The 17,620-nt window shown below is 42.2% G+C and carries 17 protein-coding genes; 1 reads left to right on the top strand and 16 read right to left on the bottom strand.

What is annotated here, in order from left to right; translation table 11 throughout:
• Window positions 1-23 precede the first annotated feature (23 nt).
• Both DVB69_RS04515 and DVB69_RS04510 read right to left on the bottom strand, forming a co-directional pair.
• Window positions 24-935, bottom strand: a complete 912-nt coding sequence (locus DVB69_RS04515) for a bifunctional enoyl-CoA hydratase/phosphate acetyltransferase (RefSeq protein ID WP_116016967.1) — start codon at window positions 933-935, stop codon at window positions 24-26.
• Window positions 936-952: 17 nt separating this feature from the next.
• Window positions 953-2,941 carry a sigma-54 interaction domain-containing protein gene (locus DVB69_RS04510; protein WP_116016965.1) on the bottom strand — a complete coding sequence of 663 codons (1,989 nt, stop codon included), beginning with the start codon at window positions 2,939-2,941 and terminating at the stop codon, window positions 953-955.
• A 125-nt stretch (window positions 2,942-3,066) separates the two neighbouring features.
• On the opposite strand from DVB69_RS04510, the gene DVB69_RS04505 reads away from it, so the two are divergent.
• Window positions 3,067-3,297 (top strand): DUF2627 domain-containing protein, encoded by a 231-nt coding sequence (locus DVB69_RS04505; protein ID WP_116016963.1) that lies wholly within the window; start codon window positions 3,067-3,069, stop codon window positions 3,295-3,297.
• Between the two features lie 155 nt (window positions 3,298-3,452).
• Here the strand turns inward: DVB69_RS04505 and DVB69_RS04500 are convergent, their stop codons facing one another.
• The 14 genes from DVB69_RS04500 to DVB69_RS04435 all read right to left on the bottom strand — a co-directional run bounded on the left by DVB69_RS04500 (window position 3,453) and on the right by DVB69_RS04435 (window position 17,608).
• Complete coding sequence (locus DVB69_RS04500; RefSeq protein ID WP_116016961.1) at window positions 3,453-4,181, bottom strand: glycerophosphodiester phosphodiesterase; 729 nt, start codon at window positions 4,179-4,181, stop codon at window positions 3,453-3,455.
• 29 nt (window positions 4,182-4,210) lie between these two features.
• Window positions 4,211-5,773, bottom strand: a complete 1,563-nt coding sequence (locus DVB69_RS04495) for a flagellar assembly protein A (protein WP_116016959.1) — start codon at window positions 5,771-5,773, stop codon at window positions 4,211-4,213.
• A gap of 331 nt (window positions 5,774-6,104) precedes the next feature.
• On the bottom strand, window positions 6,105-6,899 hold the full coding sequence (spo0A, locus tag DVB69_RS04490) for a sporulation transcription factor Spo0A (protein WP_116016957.1): 795 nt from the start codon (window positions 6,897-6,899) through the stop codon (window positions 6,105-6,107).
• Window positions 6,900-7,124: 225 nt separating this feature from the next.
• Window positions 7,125-8,099, bottom strand: coding sequence for a SpoIVB peptidase S55 domain-containing protein (locus DVB69_RS04485; protein WP_116016955.1), 975 nt, complete (start codon window positions 8,097-8,099; stop codon window positions 7,125-7,127).
• A 132-nt stretch (window positions 8,100-8,231) separates the two neighbouring features.
• Window positions 8,232-9,926, bottom strand: a complete 1,695-nt coding sequence (gene recN, locus DVB69_RS04480) for a DNA repair protein RecN (protein WP_116016953.1) — start codon at window positions 9,924-9,926, stop codon at window positions 8,232-8,234.
• 17 nt (window positions 9,927-9,943) lie between these two features.
• Entirely contained in the window at window positions 9,944-10,393 is a 450-nt protein-coding gene (gene ahrC / locus DVB69_RS04475; protein WP_116016951.1) for a transcriptional regulator AhrC/ArgR, read from the bottom strand.
• Window positions 10,394-10,472: 79 nt separating this feature from the next.
• Entirely contained in the window at window positions 10,473-11,294 is an 822-nt protein-coding gene (locus tag DVB69_RS04470) for a TlyA family RNA methyltransferase (RefSeq protein ID WP_116016949.1), read from the bottom strand.
• On the bottom strand, window positions 11,291-13,189 hold the full coding sequence (gene dxs, locus DVB69_RS04465) for a 1-deoxy-D-xylulose-5-phosphate synthase (protein ID WP_116016947.1): 1,899 nt from the start codon (window positions 13,187-13,189) through the stop codon (window positions 11,291-11,293). Before dxs ends, DVB69_RS04470 begins: the two co-directional genes overlap by 4 nt.
• Before the next feature lie 97 nt (window positions 13,190-13,286).
• The gene (locus DVB69_RS04460; protein WP_233505314.1) at window positions 13,287-14,171 is read right to left on the bottom strand and encodes a polyprenyl synthetase family protein; all 885 of its coding nucleotides are present in this window, start codon (window positions 14,169-14,171) and stop codon (window positions 13,287-13,289) included.
• Window positions 14,164-14,406: an exodeoxyribonuclease VII small subunit gene (locus tag DVB69_RS04455; RefSeq protein WP_116016945.1), complete on the bottom strand. Its 243-nt coding sequence runs from the start codon at window positions 14,404-14,406 to the stop codon at window positions 14,164-14,166. The genes DVB69_RS04460 and DVB69_RS04455 overlap by 8 nt, the downstream gene beginning before the upstream one ends.
• Window positions 14,407-15,759: an exodeoxyribonuclease VII large subunit gene (gene xseA, locus DVB69_RS04450; protein ID WP_116016943.1), complete on the bottom strand. Its 1,353-nt coding sequence runs from the start codon at window positions 15,757-15,759 to the stop codon at window positions 14,407-14,409.
• Between the two features lie 87 nt (window positions 15,760-15,846).
• The gene (gene folD, locus DVB69_RS04445; protein ID WP_116016941.1) at window positions 15,847-16,707 is read right to left on the bottom strand and encodes a bifunctional methylenetetrahydrofolate dehydrogenase/methenyltetrahydrofolate cyclohydrolase FolD; all 861 of its coding nucleotides are present in this window, start codon (window positions 16,705-16,707) and stop codon (window positions 15,847-15,849) included.
• 5 nt (window positions 16,708-16,712) lie between these two features.
• On the bottom strand, window positions 16,713-17,099 hold the full coding sequence (gene nusB / locus DVB69_RS04440; RefSeq protein ID WP_116016939.1) for a transcription antitermination factor NusB: 387 nt from the start codon (window positions 17,097-17,099) through the stop codon (window positions 16,713-16,715).
• 110 nt (window positions 17,100-17,209) lie between these two features.
• Window positions 17,210-17,608 carry an Asp23/Gls24 family envelope stress response protein gene (locus DVB69_RS04435; RefSeq protein ID WP_116016937.1) on the bottom strand — a complete coding sequence of 133 codons (399 nt, stop codon included), beginning with the start codon at window positions 17,606-17,608 and terminating at the stop codon, window positions 17,210-17,212.
• Window positions 17,609-17,620 lie beyond the last annotated feature (12 nt).

The raw sequence follows: 17,620 nt of genomic DNA, 5'->3' as shown, positions 1-17,620 counted from the left end.
TTGTAATTCCTCCAATTATTCAATCAGTTTTTACTTACTAATAATGCAAGTGCTAGTGAATGAAGTTTCGTCTCAGCATTGTCCGCGCGTGACGTGACAACGATTGGTGCGGAAGCCCCTTGGATAATCCCGCCTACTTTCGCATGAGCGAAGTAAGTTAATGATTTGTAGAGAATGTTACCCGCTTCCAAGTTGGGTGCAACTAATATATCCGCTTTTCCTGCTGCAGAACCTGAAAGCCCTTTATGTTGCGCGGCTTCAGGTGAAATGGCATTGTCTAATGCCATTGGGCCTTCCACAATACAATTTTTCAACTGTCCTCGCTGATTCATCATCGTCAAGGAGGCTGCATCCAATGTTGCTTGCATCGCTGGGTTAACGGTCTCTACCGCAGCGAGTGGCACAACAACTGGAATATCTACACCGCAAGCCCGAGCAACGGTTACTGCATTTTGGATGATTTGTGCTTTCACCTGGAGATCCGGTAAAATGCTCATCGCTGAATCGGTAACAAAGTACAACTTGTTAAATCCTGGGATTTCAAATGCAGCTACGTGAGAAAGCACATTCCCAGTTCGCAAACCAAATTCTTTTCGTAGCGCAACTTTCATCAATGTCGCAGTAGGAAGATTTCCTTTCATAAGTACCTGAGCTTCCCCTGAAGATACTGCATCGACTGCTAATTGAGCTGCCTGTTGTGTTCCTTTACTATCAATCAATTCGATGTCCGGATGATTGACGAGCTGAGGATACATTGATTGGATGGTTTCAAGTAATTGCTTTTTATCATCATATAGCTTGAAAGTTGCTAGACCTCGCGAAACTGCAAGTTCAACAGACTCCAATACATCCGCATCTGCTGCACAGGCAACAGCGGTGCAAGGCCTGTCTGACAATGCAGCTGCTTGTTGGACAAGTTCTGAAAGTGTATCCATCCCGTCACCTCACTTCGTTATATCAATTTGTATTTCTCTAATTTGTAGTACAAGGATCGAAGTGAAATACCCAGTCGATCAGCTGTCAAGACCTTTTGCCCATTATTTTCCTTCAATGAGGCTGCAAGCAATAGCTTTTCATGATCTTCCATTAGCGAAGCGAGTGATCGCTTTTCAGGAAGTGCAGAATCTGTTTGCTGTTCACTGCGTGAAGACAGGGCTCGTATAATATCCTCTTCATCGAGCTTTGTAGAACCGGCTTCGGTTAAAATCATCGCTCGACTTAACACGTTTTCCAATTCGCGGACATTTCCTGGCCACTCATAGGATTGAAGCCTTTGCATCGCCTTAAGCGTTACATGCTGAATGGTCATTCCAAATTCCTGATTAAGCATTGTAAGGAGATCATCTGTCAACAACTCGATATCATCTGGCCTTGTGCGAAGCGGAGGAATCCGTATAGACATACGAGTGAGCTGATAGTACAAGTCCTCGCAAAGAACTCCCTTATGAACAGCGCGTTCTAGGTTGGCTGCTGAAGACGTAATAATTCGCACTGACAGTTGAATGGGTTGCCCCGCTGCTGTTATTCTTCCAAAACCTATGTATTCTAGAAGTTTTTTCTGTACATCTGGTTTCAACTCAGTGATTTCGTCCAAAAATAGCGTTGCTGAATTTTTTTCGTGGTGGATTTCTGTGTGCATTAACGCCGCTTCGATTGCCTCTACATCCAATGACGCACATGGAATGCGTATGAAGTTCCCTTCACTTCTCCGGCTTCCTGTATGAATCGCATGCGCAAAAAGTTCTTTTCCACTTCCAGGCTCTCCTCGAAGCATAACGGGAATATCAGATCCTGCTGCAATTTTTGCTTGACTGACTGCTACAAGAAGGTCTTCATTGGTTCCAATAATATCATCAAACGTATACGTGGATTCAAGTTCACGAATCATCGCTTTTGCATGGTCGAGCTGTTTCATAAGACTTCGCATTTCTGTTATATCGTGAATAACACCAACGCTACCTTTTACTTCCTGGTCGACAATTATTGGTGCAACATTCACAATCACATCGCGATTGTTTTGACCAAGTTGCATATTGACACCACGCACAGGTCGTTTCGTCTCAAGGACCCGCATGTGAATACTTTCTCCTGAACTAATATCTACTGTTGCCGGCTGACCAATCACTTCTCGCTCGGTTAACCCGGTTAACCGAGTGTACGCTGGATTGACCAGAATTCCCAAGCCTTCAGAATCGACAACAGAAATTGCATCATCGCTCGAATGGATAATGGCTTCAAGCATTGTTTTAACACGTTTTAAGTCAGTAATTTCCTCTGCTGTGCGGATAACACCCGTCACATCTTGAAAAACGGCAAATGCTCCAGTTATAGTTCCTCCTGGCATAACGAGAGGATACCTGGAACTCAAAATATCCAATCCGTTCGTAAGTTGAAGTTCTACATCAGCCTCAAACTGACCACTTTGGAGAACGTTTGGCAAACCTGATGCGGGTATTATGGATAAAACAGGCTTTCCGATTACTTCATCAATTGAAAAGTCAAGCATTTTGGAAGCGCTATCATTAAATAGATTAATGTTTCCTTTTTCGTCAATCCCGATCATACCTTCACCGACTGAGTTGAAAATCGATTTGTAAATCGAGATGTCTGAATGCAAAGAATGCAATTCTGCACATTGAAAAGCTAAAAGCTTAACTATAAGTTGACTAATGGGTCTCGGTAACACTGTTATTTGTGGATCTTTTGGATTGTAAGTTAAAGGGGAATCCCCAGAAAAGTCTAGAACTAACTGCACATTTCCCGAAAGAAAACTTTCCGGTTCAGGTCCATGAGGGATTCCGTTCTGACTCGCAAACTTAGTACCTTCACCTTTTTCGATACGATCTACAATACCAATAATTTGATAGGTTTCGATTTGCTCAAGGTGTTGTAAAACACAGAGGCTTTGATGGTCAGCATCAACAATTAATACGTTTTGCAAAGATGTTCAATCCCCCTCTCACCTTTGTGCAATCTTTTGCATTTCTAATTTAATCATACAACATCCTTCCCGTCTTGACAATCTTTCGACAGCAGGTAAAATTAAAAAGGATTGGAGGAGTTCATGTGGCTCGTTTAGCAGCGTTCATAGTGCTCGTAATACCAGGTATTGCCGCAGCTCTAGGCATAAAGTTGATGCGTGATGCATTGTTCGGTATCCTGTTCAGCCCATTCCCATACATATGGATGCAATTTATTGCAGGGTTACTTTTACTTGCGGTAAGCATCGGATTTTTCGCTGGATTTTTGTTTCGAAGAGATCAGCGTACAGGTAGAATACAAAAAAAGAAGAAATAAAAGCAGAAGACTTGGCAAGTCTGCCAAGTCTTCTGCTTATTATATAAATTTATAGACTGTGCTTATAACCACTAGATATGGTCATTTTTTTAACAATCGGAATTTCAAATCGTCATCAGTTATACTTATTAACATTGTATAAGTCCAAAAGAGTTTCAATTGTTAAAACGACCTGGGTAGTCGGTAATCCAACCATATATGAATTTAGGTGGATCTTTAACAAACGTTTCGTCTCCTTCTACTCCGTAAACCCGGATTGTTTTGTCGGTTTGCTGCCATTGACTTAGGAATGGTTCCTTCATCATTCGTTTGTGAAAGTGAAATGCATCCGCAGCTGGATAGTCAGAAAGCTGATGATCTGTCAGCATAGATTTCTTCAAGAGTAATCCAGCTTCCATTGAAGGTTCTAACTGTTTTACTTTCTCAATTAACCGATAGTCGAAAGAAGATACATAAACTTCGTCAAGTACGGAGATTTGGTCCAGTAAAACGGATAACGATTCCGGATTATTCGATACCGTTTCTTTTAGCTCGATGTTGAGGCCGATGGATTCCATCGCTGCAAATGAAACAACTGAGGTTAGTGTTGGAATCGAGCTCCCGTTTACTCCCCTTAAAAATCGTTTTCCAATACGAAGTTGTTGGATTTCTGCTGCATCCATTTCCGAAATTGTTTTGCGGACACCAGATAGGCGAAAAAGATCAGCATCGTGTATAACGAAAAAGACACCGTCTTTAGATAATTGGACATCTAATTCAATGCCATCTGCTCCTTCCTCCACAGCCCCGTAAAAAGCTTTCATCGTATTTTCAAAGTACTTTCCTGAAGCACCTCGATGTGCATAAACTTCAAGTCGTGGGTCTACCTTGTTCTCTTCAGACATATAGCAACCTCCCGGGTAAACGATTTGCCTTAGATATTCAATACCCCATCAATCATTTCGAAAACACCTTTTGTAGGGGATTCAATAGTAGAGGATCTAGAACCAATTTGAATAGTCACTCCCGCGTTCGCTTCTTGTGTAATTTCAATTTGTGGGGCAACTGCTGTTTTCATAATGTGCAAGTTGGTTTGTATAGCTTGGTCGAATACAAAAACTTCTTCGCGACTTGTTGTAAGTGTATCCCGTATCTTATCGTATGCTTCACGCTGCGGACCCACTAGTGCAGTGACAACTTTTTCTAATGGCTCTATATGCGTCTCCAATTGGACAATCTGCTTTTGTAAATTTTTTATCGATTGGGCCATTCTCTGAACGTCAATATGAAGTGCTTCTTTATCGACACCTTTAGCATACAGCACTGTTTCACGCTCGTGACGATTTCCTGCAAATGCGCATTCTATTCGATATTTCGCTTCAATACTCCCGCCAATAATTCGTCCTTTATAGCGATCCACATAGACATAATCTGCAATTACTTGTGAGCCTAGCAAATACAATCCGATCTGAACAGTATGGGCATACAGATTACACTCATTCGCGTGTTTAATGAAGATACTTCCCTTTGCTTCAATAACAGTACTTCCACCGCCAAAAACTCCACCTTTAATGTAGACATCAGCCTTTTCTGATCTTACCTCTTTAGCGTGAGTTACCCCTTCTTTTGCACCCACGGAAATATCACCTGTGGCATTGACACTATACCCTGCATGTATTGTGCCTGAGATGATAACGGTTCCATCAAAGGTAATAGATCCAGTTTCTGGCCCCACATCGCCGTTAATGATAAGTTGTTGACCAATGCCAACGACTCCATTTTCAAATTCCAGTACCCCACCGCGGATTGCACGAAGCACCGTTTTTCCGTCTTCCTCCACTTCTTCAACAGACTTTCGATCATAGTAGAGCTTGTTGTCCAACCCTTTTTTGCTCAGTATTTCAGTTCCGAAAATATCCCTACCATTCGTGCCTTCTTGAGCATGAACTTTCTCCCCCAGCCAATCCCCTTTTTTAATAGGAGTGACAAAATTCATCTCATAATAGTCTGCAGATCCATCTTCCCGTATAACTGGACGTCTATCAGGAACTTCTATGTATGTAATAGCTGCATCCTCCCCTTTTATAGGAGCTTCACCTTCAGCTACGATGATGGATTGCCGTGTCTTAATTGCATTCCAATTTATATTAGTTTGACCTGACTGGATTCCTTTAGTTTTTAATGCATCAGCCACAAGCGATGGGAGCTCATGCTTTTTCTTATCAATTTCTTCTGCGGTTAAGTAAATCTCTGCTTCCGCTCTCATTTTGTCGGAAGAGACGATAATTTCAATAGCAGGAGCATAATTAGCGATTTCACCCTCGTTCCCTTCTGTTGAAAGGACCCGGCGAAGCTCCGGAAAAGATGTAATTTTCAACCGAGGTAATTCTTGAGTGATTTTTTCAAAAGATTTTATTGGGAAGCCACTCTTTTTAGTATGCATTAAGATTATATTCTCGTTCCGTGTAAGTGTGATGTAATCGTTCTCAAATATCACGTATCTCACCTCTCCTTACTTTCATTATAGAACTTTAATCATGATAAGAAATAGGTGTTTCGTCTATACTTGCTATATTCTGAATCTAAAGATCTTTTCTTATTGCACCTTTTCGCTCAGTCTCCGTCGACTTGTCTTTTTGAAAAATAAGTAAGTTGGGATGCTTAAAGGCTTTGGTTTAGAGAATAGGTCCTTTTTACTTTTAATTGGTTCTCTAAATAACCTAGAAAGCATAGGCACACTAAAAGGCAGGTACACGTTCTCCTGCCTTCGATTTTCCATTAGGTTTTTCTATCTTGTTTTTTAAATACTAAATTTAAAAGTGCTAATTTCAGCTGGCCATATGCTCCAAACGGATCTTATCAGCGATCATAGCGATGAATTCACTGTTGGTAGGTTTGCTCTTTAAATGATGCACCGTATAGCCAAATGTTTTTGAAATGACTTCGTAATTACCACGATTCCATGCCACCTCAATTGCATGTCGGATAGCACGTTCTACACGTGAAGGAGTCGTTTTGTACTTTTCTGCGATGTCTGGGTACAGAATTTTTGTTACAGCACCGAGTAGGTCATTGTCGTTATACACCATTTGTATCGCTTCTCTAAGGTATGAGTAGCCTTTAATATGAGCAGGAACACCAATTTCTTTAATTGTCGTTGTAATGGCCGTGTCCAGAACTTTTTGCGAAACGCCTTCTTCAGCTTTAACACTTTGTTGTGCAGGTTGTTGCATGGAAGATGGTTTCTGTACACTCGCAGCTTGGAAAACTTGGTTGACGAGCTGTTCAAATTCAAAAGGTTTCAACATAAAGTATGATGCACCTAATCCAGCGGCTTGCGTCATTACGTCTTCTTGTCCAAAGGCTGTCAGCATGATAACTTTTAAATCTGAAGTGACGTCTTTCTGACGAATATTTTCTAGCACAGCAATGCCATCCAGATACGGCATAATGATGTCCAATAATAATACGTCAGGAACTGATTGCTCTAAGTTTTGTAAACATTGCTTTCCATTTTGAGCCGTCCATAATACATCTATTTCTGGATGCTTCTCAAAATAAGCAGTCATCGTTTTCACAAGCTCTTTGTTATCATCCGCAATTGCAATTTTAATTTTACCCATTCTCAATTCCCCCTCGATTGACACGCAGCAAGTCTGTTGCTGCAACTCCCTGTCGATTCCTTGCTTGGTAAAATTTTCGACAAAGGTTCTGAATTTCCTTTATTGAAAGTTAAAATGAATCCAATGGCGTACGGTTTCTCTTTATTTCGACAGAATTCTTTAATTTTAAACACTTTCAGTAAACAAAAAAGCAGCCAACTCCAGGAATGGAATTGGCTGCTTTTTTTACTTGGCGCCTACTTCTGTCATTTTCCCAAGGAATAGACCGGCTCCTTTTTCAGGCTCGTCCACAAACATATGGGTGACTGCACCGACAAACTTTCCTTTTTGGATGACAGGACTGCCACTCATCCCTTGCAAAATCCCTCCTGTTTTTTCCAGGAGACGTTGATCTGTCAGCTTAAATTGAAAAGAATCGTTGGACATCTTTGAGATTTCAATCTCAAACGATTCTACTTTTGTTCCTTGAATCGTCGTTAAAATTTCTGCTTTTCCAACAGATAACTCTGTTGGTTGCATAACTTCCAATGGTTCCGTCAAGACTTGCTTATAAGAAGTATTCCAATCGCCAAAGATTCCATAAACACTATTGGTTAAAATTGAACCGAGTGTTTCTTCCTGATCGATGATTGAAGAAATCTTATAACCGGGGTTTCCTGGAGAACTTTTCTTAATCTGTTCGATTTCCGACAAGTAAATGGAGCCACTATCGAAATCAGGTGCGCTCTTCAGTGAACTATCGATGATTTGGTGCCCGAGTGCTCCGTACGTTCCATCATTCAAATCGACGTACGTTAGCGTCCCGGTTCCTTCTGTCGTGTCTTTTAAGAAAGGTAACGCTCGTTTAAACGACAATCCATCCGCTTCCACCGCAACGTCACTTTCTTCACGGTGGAGAATTAGTTTGACCGACGCTTCATCACCCATCGTTGCCACTTTATCATGGAGAATTTGCAGCGTATCCACGGACGTCCCATCAATGCTCACTAAGCGATCGCCCGCTTTGAGTGAACTTTTTTTCTTACTGAGCGGTACATCGCTTGAGACGAAAACACCCGCAAGCTCCAGTTGGATGCCAATTGAATTCCCCATAGGAATCAAGGAACCACTTGTAGCGAGCGCAGCAATGGAACTACAGGACATGACTACAATCATCACAACAGACGCCATGAAAAATTTCAGCTGTCTACTCCATTCCATAAGTCACCTCCTTCAATTTTAGATTACCTATAGAGTGTGCGTTCTGGAGGTTGTTATGAAAGGGTAAAACATGCAAAGGTGGAATTGAAAAAGAAAAGAATGTCGGCATGGAACACCGACATTCTTTTCTTTTTATAATGTAGTTTTACGCGCTTCAGCAAGCTGAAGTAGTTCATCAGCATGACGCAATGTTAGCGGTGTCACTTCAGCACCCGATAACATTCTTGACAATTCTCTTGTGCGGTCTTCATCTAACACATCTTGAATCGACGTTCGTGTACGATCATCCATCACCTCTTTACGAATGAGGTAGTGATGATCTGCCATTGCCGCGACTTGAGGCAGGTGGGAAATACATAATACTTGGGAATTCATTGCTACCATTGCAATTTTTTCTGCAATCGCTTGTGCGACACGTCCACTGACGCCTGTATCGACTTCATCAAAAATAATCGATGTGATTCCCTGATGTTTAGAAAAGATTGTTTTTAACGCGAGCATGACACGTGATAGCTCACCACCAGAAGCAACTTTGACAAGCGGTTTCATCGGTTCACCGACATTGGTCGATATGTAAAATGCGACATCATCGAATCCATTATAGTCAAAAGAACCTGCTTCTTTCCGCTCTATTTTCACTTGGAATTCGGCTTTTCCCATATGTAATTGACGTAGTTGCTCCATGATCGCTTCTTCCAACATCGTTGAAGACTTTTTTCGAATGGCGGAAAGTTCCCCTGCTTCGATTTCCAAGTCTGCCCGTAAATGCTGTAATTTCTCTTGCTCTTTTTCAAGACGATCATCCCGATTAATTAACTCATCTAACCGATCAGCAATTTTTTCTCGGTACAGTAATATATCTTCAATGGAAGTACCATACTTCCGCTTAAGAGTTGTAAACAAAGCTAATCGATCTTCCACAACTTCCAAACGATTAGGATCGTATTCCATTTCATCAAGCATGCCTTTGATGTCATGCGCGACATCCTGCAGTGAATAAAAGCTTTCTCCAGTTGTTTCAGCAAGTGTTTTCAAGTCGCCATCCACTGAGGCAGCATCTTCAAGGTCGCTCATCGCTGTTCCGAGAAAATCCAATGCATGGGAATCACCTTGAATGGCTTCATAGGCACTATTTAAACGGTCAAAAAGACGATGAAAATGCTGAAGCTTCACTCGTTCAGATTCCAGCGTTTCTTCTTCCCCGACTTGGAGAGCCGCTTCATCGATTTCGGTTAACTGAAACGTATACAAGTCAATACGTTGAGCGATTTGCTGCTCATTTTCTGAAGCCAGACTTAATTTTTTATGCAACTTTACGTAGTCCTCATACAAGTCAGTATAACTCTTCATCGCAATTTTAAATGGAGGTCCAGCAAACGAATCCAACAAATGGATGTGCCGCTTTTGGTGCATCAATTCCTGATTCTCATGCTGACCATGGATATCGATCAATTGACTTCCCAATTCACGTAGAATTGCTATCGTAACCAATTTCCCATTAACGCGGCAAGTCGTTTTACCACTTTGGTTTAACTCTCTGCGCAATATAATGGTGCCATCTTCTGCTTCTATACCGAACTCTTCCAGTTTTTGAAAAACAGGATGGTTGTGGACGCCAACTGTAAACATGGCTTCAAGCTCAGCCTTTTTGGTTCCATGTCGGATGAACTCAATAGAACCTCTCCCGCCAGCTACGAGCTGCACGGCATCAATAATGATGGACTTTCCTGCTCCGGTTTCACCTGTCAGAACGGTTAGGCCCTCTTCAAACGAAACATCAAGGTCTTCTATAATTGCGAAATTCTTAATGGATAGTTCACTTAACAAGGGATTCTCCCCCTTCCTTACAGCATTGTAAGCAATCGATCTCTTACAGAACCTGCACCCACTTCATCACGACAAATAATCATACACGTATCATCTCCACAAATGGTGCCTAGCATTTCAATCCATTCCAGATGATCGATAAGTGATCCGACTGCATGTGCGTTACCCGGTAGCGTTTTCAATATGAGAAAATGACTTGCACCATCGATACTTACAAAAGCATCTGTCAACATCCGGTGCAATTTATCCTCAATATTGAATTGTGGATTTGCAGGCAAACTATATTTGTAACGTCCATCAGGCATAGGCGTTTTGAATAAGTGTAATTCTTTAATATCCCGAGAAACGGTTGCTTGCGTCACATCCACACCTGAGTTTTTCAATGTGTCTACGAGCTGATCTTGCGTTTCAATCGCTTGAGATGTAACAATCTCACGGATGCGAAGGTGGCGCTGCCCTTTGTTCAAATCAATCACTCCCTGCACATCATTTGTATGAAAACAGAAAGGGATCCCATCGTGTTATACAGATGAATCCCTTTTCCTGTTACGTTAATTCTGAATGAGCTCGCTTTACCAATTCCGAGAAATCTTTATCGGTAAACTCCGTTGTAGGTTGATCTTCAGCAATCAAATGGAAAAGAAATTCAATATTCCCTTCTCCACCTGTGACTGGCGAGTACGTCATATCCCTCAAACTAAATCCTTCGCGAGAAGCAAACTCCGCTACTTTCCGCAACACTTCTTTATGCACTGCAACATCGCGTACAATACCTTTTTTACCTACATTCTCTTTACCTGCTTCAAACTGCGGTTTAACTAATGCCAACACATCTCCACCAGGGATCAGTATTTGTTTTAAGGGAGGTAAGATCAGTCCTAGAGAAATGAAGGATACGTCAATCGTCGCGAAGTTAGGTAACCCTTCAGTAAACATGTCTGGGGTTGCATAACGGAAGTTGCATTTCTCCATTACGGTAACCCGCTCGTCTGAACGGATCTTCCACGCAAGCTGGTTAGTACCCACATCTAACGCATAGCAATGTTTTGCACCATTCTGAAGAGCACAGTCTGTAAAACCACCTGTTGAAGAACCGATGTCCAGCATAATTCTTTCATCCACCGCTACATCGAATTCCTCTAACGCTTTTTCTAATTTCAATCCACCACGGCTCACGTATTTCAACGAAGAGCCCTTTACTTGTAACGGCAAGGAGGTTTTAATTTTCTCTCCTGGCTTATCCATTCGTGTCTCGTTTGAATACACGATACCTGCCATAATTGAGCGTTTTGCCTGTTCTCTCGTTTCAAGTAGCCCACGTTGAACTAGCAAGACGTCAACTCGCTCTTTAGGATCGGAATTCGTCATTGTATTTCCTTCTTACGTTCCCGTGAGGAAATTGCATCCGCCGTCAAATCCGCAAGTGCACCAGGCGTCATCCCAATTTCTGCAAGCAATGCATCGACATCTCCATGCTCTATGAATTGGTCAGGAATACCCATTCTGTAAATCGGTGCACTGACACCAGAGTCGTGAGCGTATTCCAGAACTGCGCTACCGAAACCTCCCGCGAGAATCGCTTCTTCGACAGTAATAATCGGCTTTCCAGTTGCAAAGAGTTCATCGAGCATCTCTTCATCCAATGGTTTGATAAAACGGGCATTGACGATGCTTACTGAAATTCCACGCTCCGCCAAGATTTCTGCTGCTTCGTACGCCATCGGAATCGTTGTTCCGAACGTTAAGATTGTTGCATCTTGTCCGTCGGTTAACTTCTCCCATTTACCGATTGGCAGTACTTTCAATTCTTCATCCATCGGGATTCCGAATCCATTTCCTCGTGGGTAACGCATAGCTATCGGTCCATCATCATAAGCCAACGCTGTTTTAACCATATGTTGACCTTCATTTTCATCTTTCGGCATCATAATGACCATGTTTGGCAAGTGTCGTAAGAATGCGATATCAAAGACGCCTTGGTGAGTTTCCCCATCAGCGCCAACGAGACCTGCGCGGTCAATTCCGATGAAAACGTTCAACTTCTGGCGCGCAATATCATGAACTAGCTGATCATAAGCTCGTTGGAGGAATGTAGAGTAAATCGACAAGAATGGTTTCATGCCTTGAGTCGCCATTCCTGCAGCCATTGTCGCTGCATGTTGTTCTGCAATTCCTACATCGTAAAAACGATCAGGGAATTCCGCTGAAATAGCTTCCAATTTTGAACCTACAGGCATTGCTGGTGTAATCGTTGCAACACGTCGGTCCTCCCGAGCAATTCTTGCTACTGTTGCTGCAACTAACCCGCTCCAGGATGGTCCTTTAGCAGGGGATTTTACAAAGTCGCCTGTTTCGATTTTATATGGCCCTGTCCCGTGCCACGTACCTACTTTGTCATTTTCAGCAGGATGGTACCCTTTGCCTTTTTTCGTTACAACATGAAGAAGGACTGGACCTTCCATTTTTTTTGCATATAGTAGATTGCGTTCCAATTCATTGAAATCATGACCGTCAATCGGTCCTAAATACGTAAACCCAAGCTCCTCAAAGAAGACACCGGAAACAACCAAATATTTCACACTATCTTTTAGACGTTCAGCCAAAGACGCCATTTTCCCTCCCACGGCAGGGATTCGTTTGATCAATTCTTCAACATCGTCTTTTACGCTGTTATATTTTCCAGCTGTACGTAATTTCCCTAATATGGAATGGAGCGCTCCAACGTTCGGCGCAATCGACATTTCGTTATCATTTAAGATGACAATCATATTTGTCTGCTGACTGCCGATATGGTTAAGTGCTTCAAGTGCCATGCCGCCTGTTAGTGCACCGTCTCCTATAATTGGAATGACATAGTTGTCGTCACCTTTAATATCACGTGCTGCAGCCATACCCATCGCCGCAGATAACGAAGTTGAGCTATGTCCCGTTTCCCAGACGTCGTGTTCACTCTCCGCCATCTTAGGGAAACCGCTTAAGCCTTTGTATTTACGAAGCGTATCAAAATCACCAGCTCGGCCGGTTAAAATTTTATGGACATACGCTTGATGTCCAACGTCCCAAATGAATTTGTCCTCTGGACTATTAAAAAGTTTGTGAAGAGCAATTGTCAACTCCACTACACCGAGATTCGGTCCGATATGACCGCCTGTTACAGAACATTTGTTTATAAGAAATCTCCGAATGTCTGAAGCGAGCTCTTTCATCTCTTCTAGGTTCAAGTTTTTAATATCCGATGGACTGCTGATCTTTGTAAGATCCATCTCTATCACACACCTTCATAAGTTAATACTACTGTTTCTGTTCATTTTCCTTATTATATCAACAATTAAACAAACAGTACCATTTAGATGCCTTGCTTTATGCGTTTCGATCGATAATATAGTCCGCTATTTGTGCTAACAAAGAACTACCTAAATCGATTCCTTCTAATGCATCTAGTGCCTGTTTATGGTGGTCTGCAAGTTTTGCTTGAGCACCTTCTAGCCCCAGTAGTGCAGGGTAAGTACTCTTATCACTAGCGGTATCTTTGTTTGCTGTCTTTCCAAGTTGCTCGGTGGAAGCGGTTACGTCTAGGATGTCATCTTTGATTTGAAAAGCTAATCCAATATTCCTTGAAAAAGTGCGAAGGTTTTGCATTTTAGCATCTGTTGCATTCGCCAGAAGCGCACCTGATTCAATACAACACGCAAGCAATGCACCTGTTTTATGGACATGGATTTCCTCCAGCTCAGTCAAGGTTAGTTGTTTACCTTCACCTTGCATATCTAGAATTTGACCACCAACCATTCCAGCTGCGCCTGAAGCGTTACTCACAGCTCTCAAAATGGCAAGCATGGTTGCAGGGGCCGTATGCTGAAGAGAGGCAAGCTCCTCAAATGCAAGGGTTTGTAGGGCATCTGCAGCTAATACGGCTGTCGCTTCTCCATAAACAATATGATTGGTTGGATTCCCTCGTCTAAAATCATCGTCATCCATGCATGGAAGATCATCATGGATCAAAGAATAAGTGTGGATCAATTCAATCGCTCCCGCAACTTGAACTGCATCTTTAGAAGTTACATCTAAATCATGTAGTACCGCGAGTACTAGAAGAGGACGAATCCGTTTTCCACCTGCATTCACAGAATAAGCCATCGCTTCTTGCAAGACTTTTGGGTAGTTCGTCCCAACAAAAAGCTCTGAGAAATGCTTATGTAAAAGTGGTAACTTTTCATCCATAAACTTACTTAGTTGTTCACTCACTTGTGTCCTCTCCCTTCGAAGAGTCCATCGGTGTTGTTTCTCCATTTTTGTCTACTATTGAGACGAGTTGCTTCTCAGCATGTTGCAGTTTTTGTTGACAAAATGTAGAAAGCTCCATCCCTTTTTTATATAAAGTGATGGAATCTTCTAATTGGACATCTCCAGTTTCAAGTTGTTGAACGATTTTTTCCAACTCCAGCATCGCTTCTTCAAATTTCATCGAATCAGTTTCCATTCATGATTCCTCCTTAAGGGATTCAATCGTTTGGATTTCAGCAATCGCAGTACCATCCTGCAAGTTGATCTCTACACGATCTCCCGGCGTCAGTGATCCAGCATTCTTTACAAGGTCGCCTTCTTTGTATACGATTGTAAATCCTCGTTCCATGACGCTCAGCGGGTTAAGTGCTTGCAACATACGAATCCCTGTTAAGAAACGGTCTTGTTTGCCACCCAAGGCTTGGCGCATCGCCCTTAGAAGCCTTTCTTCAGCTCTAACCGATTCTTTTGAAAGTTGCTGTAGTTGGACAGCTGGCGAAACATATTGGAATCGAGAATTTATTTGACTATATAGAGTAGACTTTCGATAAAGTAAATCACTGTGACTACGAGCTAGACGCTCTTCAAAAGATACTTGTTTTTCAATAAATGGTCGATATAACCGGTCCGGATAAAGGAACGGATAAGCATTTTTTAAACGGTCCAACCGTTTTTGTTCTTGTGTCAGGCGAGTCGCTAAAAAACGGTATATGACACGCTTTCGATCTAAAATACGTCCAGCCAGCTCATCTTTTGCCGGAACCGCAAGTTCAGCAGCTGCAGTCGGAGTAGGTGCACGATGATCTGCAACAAAATCCGCAATCGTAGTATCTGTTTCATGACCTACTGCGCTGATTGTGGGGATTCGACATGAGAAAATAGCACGAGCAACGGCTTCTTCGTTAAAAGCCCATAAATCTTCTATCGAACCTCCGCCTCTACCGACAATGAGGACATCTATGTCTCCTTGTTTATCTGCTAGTCCTATCGCTTCAACAATCGAAGGAACCGCTTGTTCTCCTTGAACAACAGCCGGAAATAATACGATTTCAGCCATTGGAAATCTACGTCCTATTGTAGAACAGATATCTTGGAATGCAGCACCTGATTTAGCGGTGACAACGCCTACTTTCTTAGGAATCCATGGCAATTGTTGCTTCCATCGGACGTCGAACAACCCCTCCTTGCCCAATTGCTCTTTTAGTTGCTCAAAGGCCAGAAAAAGTGCACCGATTCCATCGGGTTCCATGGATTGAACATAAAGCTGGTATTGCCCACTACTTTCATATACATTAATATCCCCTGTTATCAGTACATTCATGCCACTTTCTGGTTTGAATTTCAAACTAGAGGCATTGCCACGAAACATAGCCGATTGTATTCTGCTTTTGTCATCTTTCAACGTGAAATAAATGTGTCCACTCGGGTGGATTTTCACATTGGACAATTCACCTTTAATGTAGACATTTCGCAAGTGTGGATCGGCATCAAATTTCCGCTTAATGTATTTAGTGACAGCTTGTACGGTTAAGTATGGATTACCTGACAACGAATTCCCCTCCTGCGTATAAAAAGCTGTCTCTCTCTAACAAGAAACAGCACTGTTGAATTCTATGTAACGGCCTCAGCCGTCTTCTTAAATATAATTACTGCACGTCAATTGAGCGCTCTTCAGTGTGTTTTTCAGCAGCATGGTTACAGTCATCGGACCAACACCACCGGGGACAGGCGTTAATGCACCTGCTTTTTCTTTGACGCTCTCGAAATCGACATCGCCGCATAGTTTCCCATTCTCATCTCGATTCATACCTACGTCAATCACAGTAGCACCTGCTTTGATATGGTCTGCTGTAATGTATTTTGCTTGCCCGATTGCAACAATTAATATATCTGCTTGACGAGTGAATGACTCCAAGTTTTCAGTCTTGGAATGGCAATAGGTTACGGTTGCATCTCTTTGAAGAAGCAATTGCCCCATAGGCTTGCCAACGATATTGCTACGCCCCACTATAACTGCATGCTTTCCAGATATTTCAGTACCCGTATGCTCGAGTAATTCCAAAATACCTGCAGGGGTGCATGAAACGTATGAAGGTTGTCCAATAATCATCTTCCCAACGTTCTCCGGATGAAAACCATCCACATCCTTTTTAGGGGAGATAGCTCGAATCACTTTGTTTTCATCGATATGAGGAGGTAATGGCAATTGGACAAGAATACCATGGATTGTTGGATCATTATTCAATCGATCAACGGTTTCTAATAAGTCCTTCTGACTCACACTGATGGGCATCTCGATCATTTCAGATTTCATGCCAACTACAGTACTGGATTTCTCCTTATTTTTCACGTATGTACGAGATGCTTGGTCTTCTCCTACGAGGACAACTGCAAGACCTGGACGACATCCTCTTTCGATGAGCCGTTCCACGTCTATTTTAATCTCTTCTCGAATCTTTGCTCCGATCGCTTTTCCATCTATGAGTACACTTGACAAAAGCGTCACATCCTTTGTTGTTCAAATTTCGACAGCACACCGTTAACAAAGCGTCCTGATTTTTCGTCCCCGAATGTTTTACAAAGTTCAATCGCTTCGTTTACAGCAACTTTGTGAGGAACGTCTTCGTTATACAGCAACTCAAATATTGCAAGCCGCAGGACAGTTCGCTCAATTTTCGGAAGTCTATCTAATGACCAATTCTCAAGTTTGCCGGTTAGGACTTCATCAATTGATTCCTGTTTTTCACGCGTTCCTTTTACAAGCATTTCATAAAAAGAATCGATCGGTCCCTCAGTAATATAGCTAATTGCCTCTTCTACAGGCAGTGTTGTTCCATCAAGCTGGAAAAGGGTCTGAACCGCTTTTTCTCTCGCTTCTCTTCTTTTCATACAATTTGTCTCCTTCGTCACTGGTTCGTTTAGGCTTTATCATAGCACAAATGCTGTATGAAGATACAGTCACAATAGACAAAAGCATCATCCGAAGATGATGCTTTTTGTCATTCTGTCACCGAATTCACTTCAGAACGGATTCCAGTTACGTGTACATTGACTTCTCCAACTTCAATCGAAGTCATATGATATACCGCTTCTTCAATCTTTTTCTGAACGTTTGCAGCAACTTTTGGAATAAGTTGGCCATCTTCCGCAATGCAAAAGACGTCAATAATGAGTTTGTTATCAACCCAGTTCGTTTTTACACCCTTACCATGCATAACTTTTCCAAATCTCTCTGCAACACCCGTTGCAAAGTTTCCTGAAGTCATGGCAATTCCTTGTACCTCAGAAGTTGCAATTCCGATAATCACTTCTAAGACTTCAGGAGCGAGTTCAATCCGGCCAAGGCTCTCACTCGCAGAAGAGTTTGCTTCAATAAACGAATTCGTTTTTTCAGCCATATCTGCGCGCCT

It is taken from the genome of Sporosarcina sp. BI001-red (genome assembly GCF_003384035.1).
In the GTDB taxonomy this organism is placed as follows: domain Bacteria; phylum Bacillota; class Bacilli; order Bacillales_A; family Planococcaceae; genus Sporosarcina.
The sequence above is the reverse complement of the archived record's forward strand: the minus strand, read 5'-3'. Positions and strand labels throughout refer to the sequence as shown.

What these genes read in the sequence shown, in the direction of transcription:
- DVB69_RS04515 (WP_116016967.1), bottom strand. Translation starts at nt 935, where the DNA reads ATGGATACACTTTCAGAACTTGTCCAACAAGCAGCTGCATTGTCAGAC.
- DVB69_RS04500 (WP_116016961.1), bottom strand. Translation starts at nt 4,181, where the DNA reads ATGTCTGAAGAGAACAAGGTAGACCCACGACTTGAAGTTTATGCACAT.
- spo0A (WP_116016957.1), bottom strand. Translation starts at nt 6,899, where the DNA reads ATGGGTAAAATTAAAATTGCAATTGCGGATGATAACAAAGAGCTTGTG.
- DVB69_RS04485 (WP_116016955.1), bottom strand. Translation starts at nt 8,099, where the DNA reads ATGGAATGGAGTAGACAGCTGAAATTTTTCATGGCGTCTGTTGTGATG.
- DVB69_RS04470 (WP_116016949.1), bottom strand. Translation starts at nt 11,294, where the DNA reads ATGACGAATTCCGATCCTAAAGAGCGAGTTGACGTCTTGCTAGTTCAA.
- dxs (WP_116016947.1), bottom strand. Translation starts at nt 13,189, where the DNA reads ATGGATCTTACAAAGATCAGCAGTCCATCGGATATTAAAAACTTGAAC.
- DVB69_RS04455 (WP_116016945.1), bottom strand. Translation starts at nt 14,406, where the DNA reads ATGGAAACTGATTCGATGAAATTTGAAGAAGCGATGCTGGAGTTGGAA.
- nusB (WP_116016939.1), bottom strand. Translation starts at nt 17,099, where the DNA reads ATGAAAAGAAGAGAAGCGAGAGAAAAAGCGGTTCAGACCCTTTTCCAG.
- DVB69_RS04435 (WP_116016937.1), bottom strand. Translation starts at nt 17,608, where the DNA reads ATGGCTGAAAAAACGAATTCGTTTATTGAAGCAAACTCTTCTGCGAGT.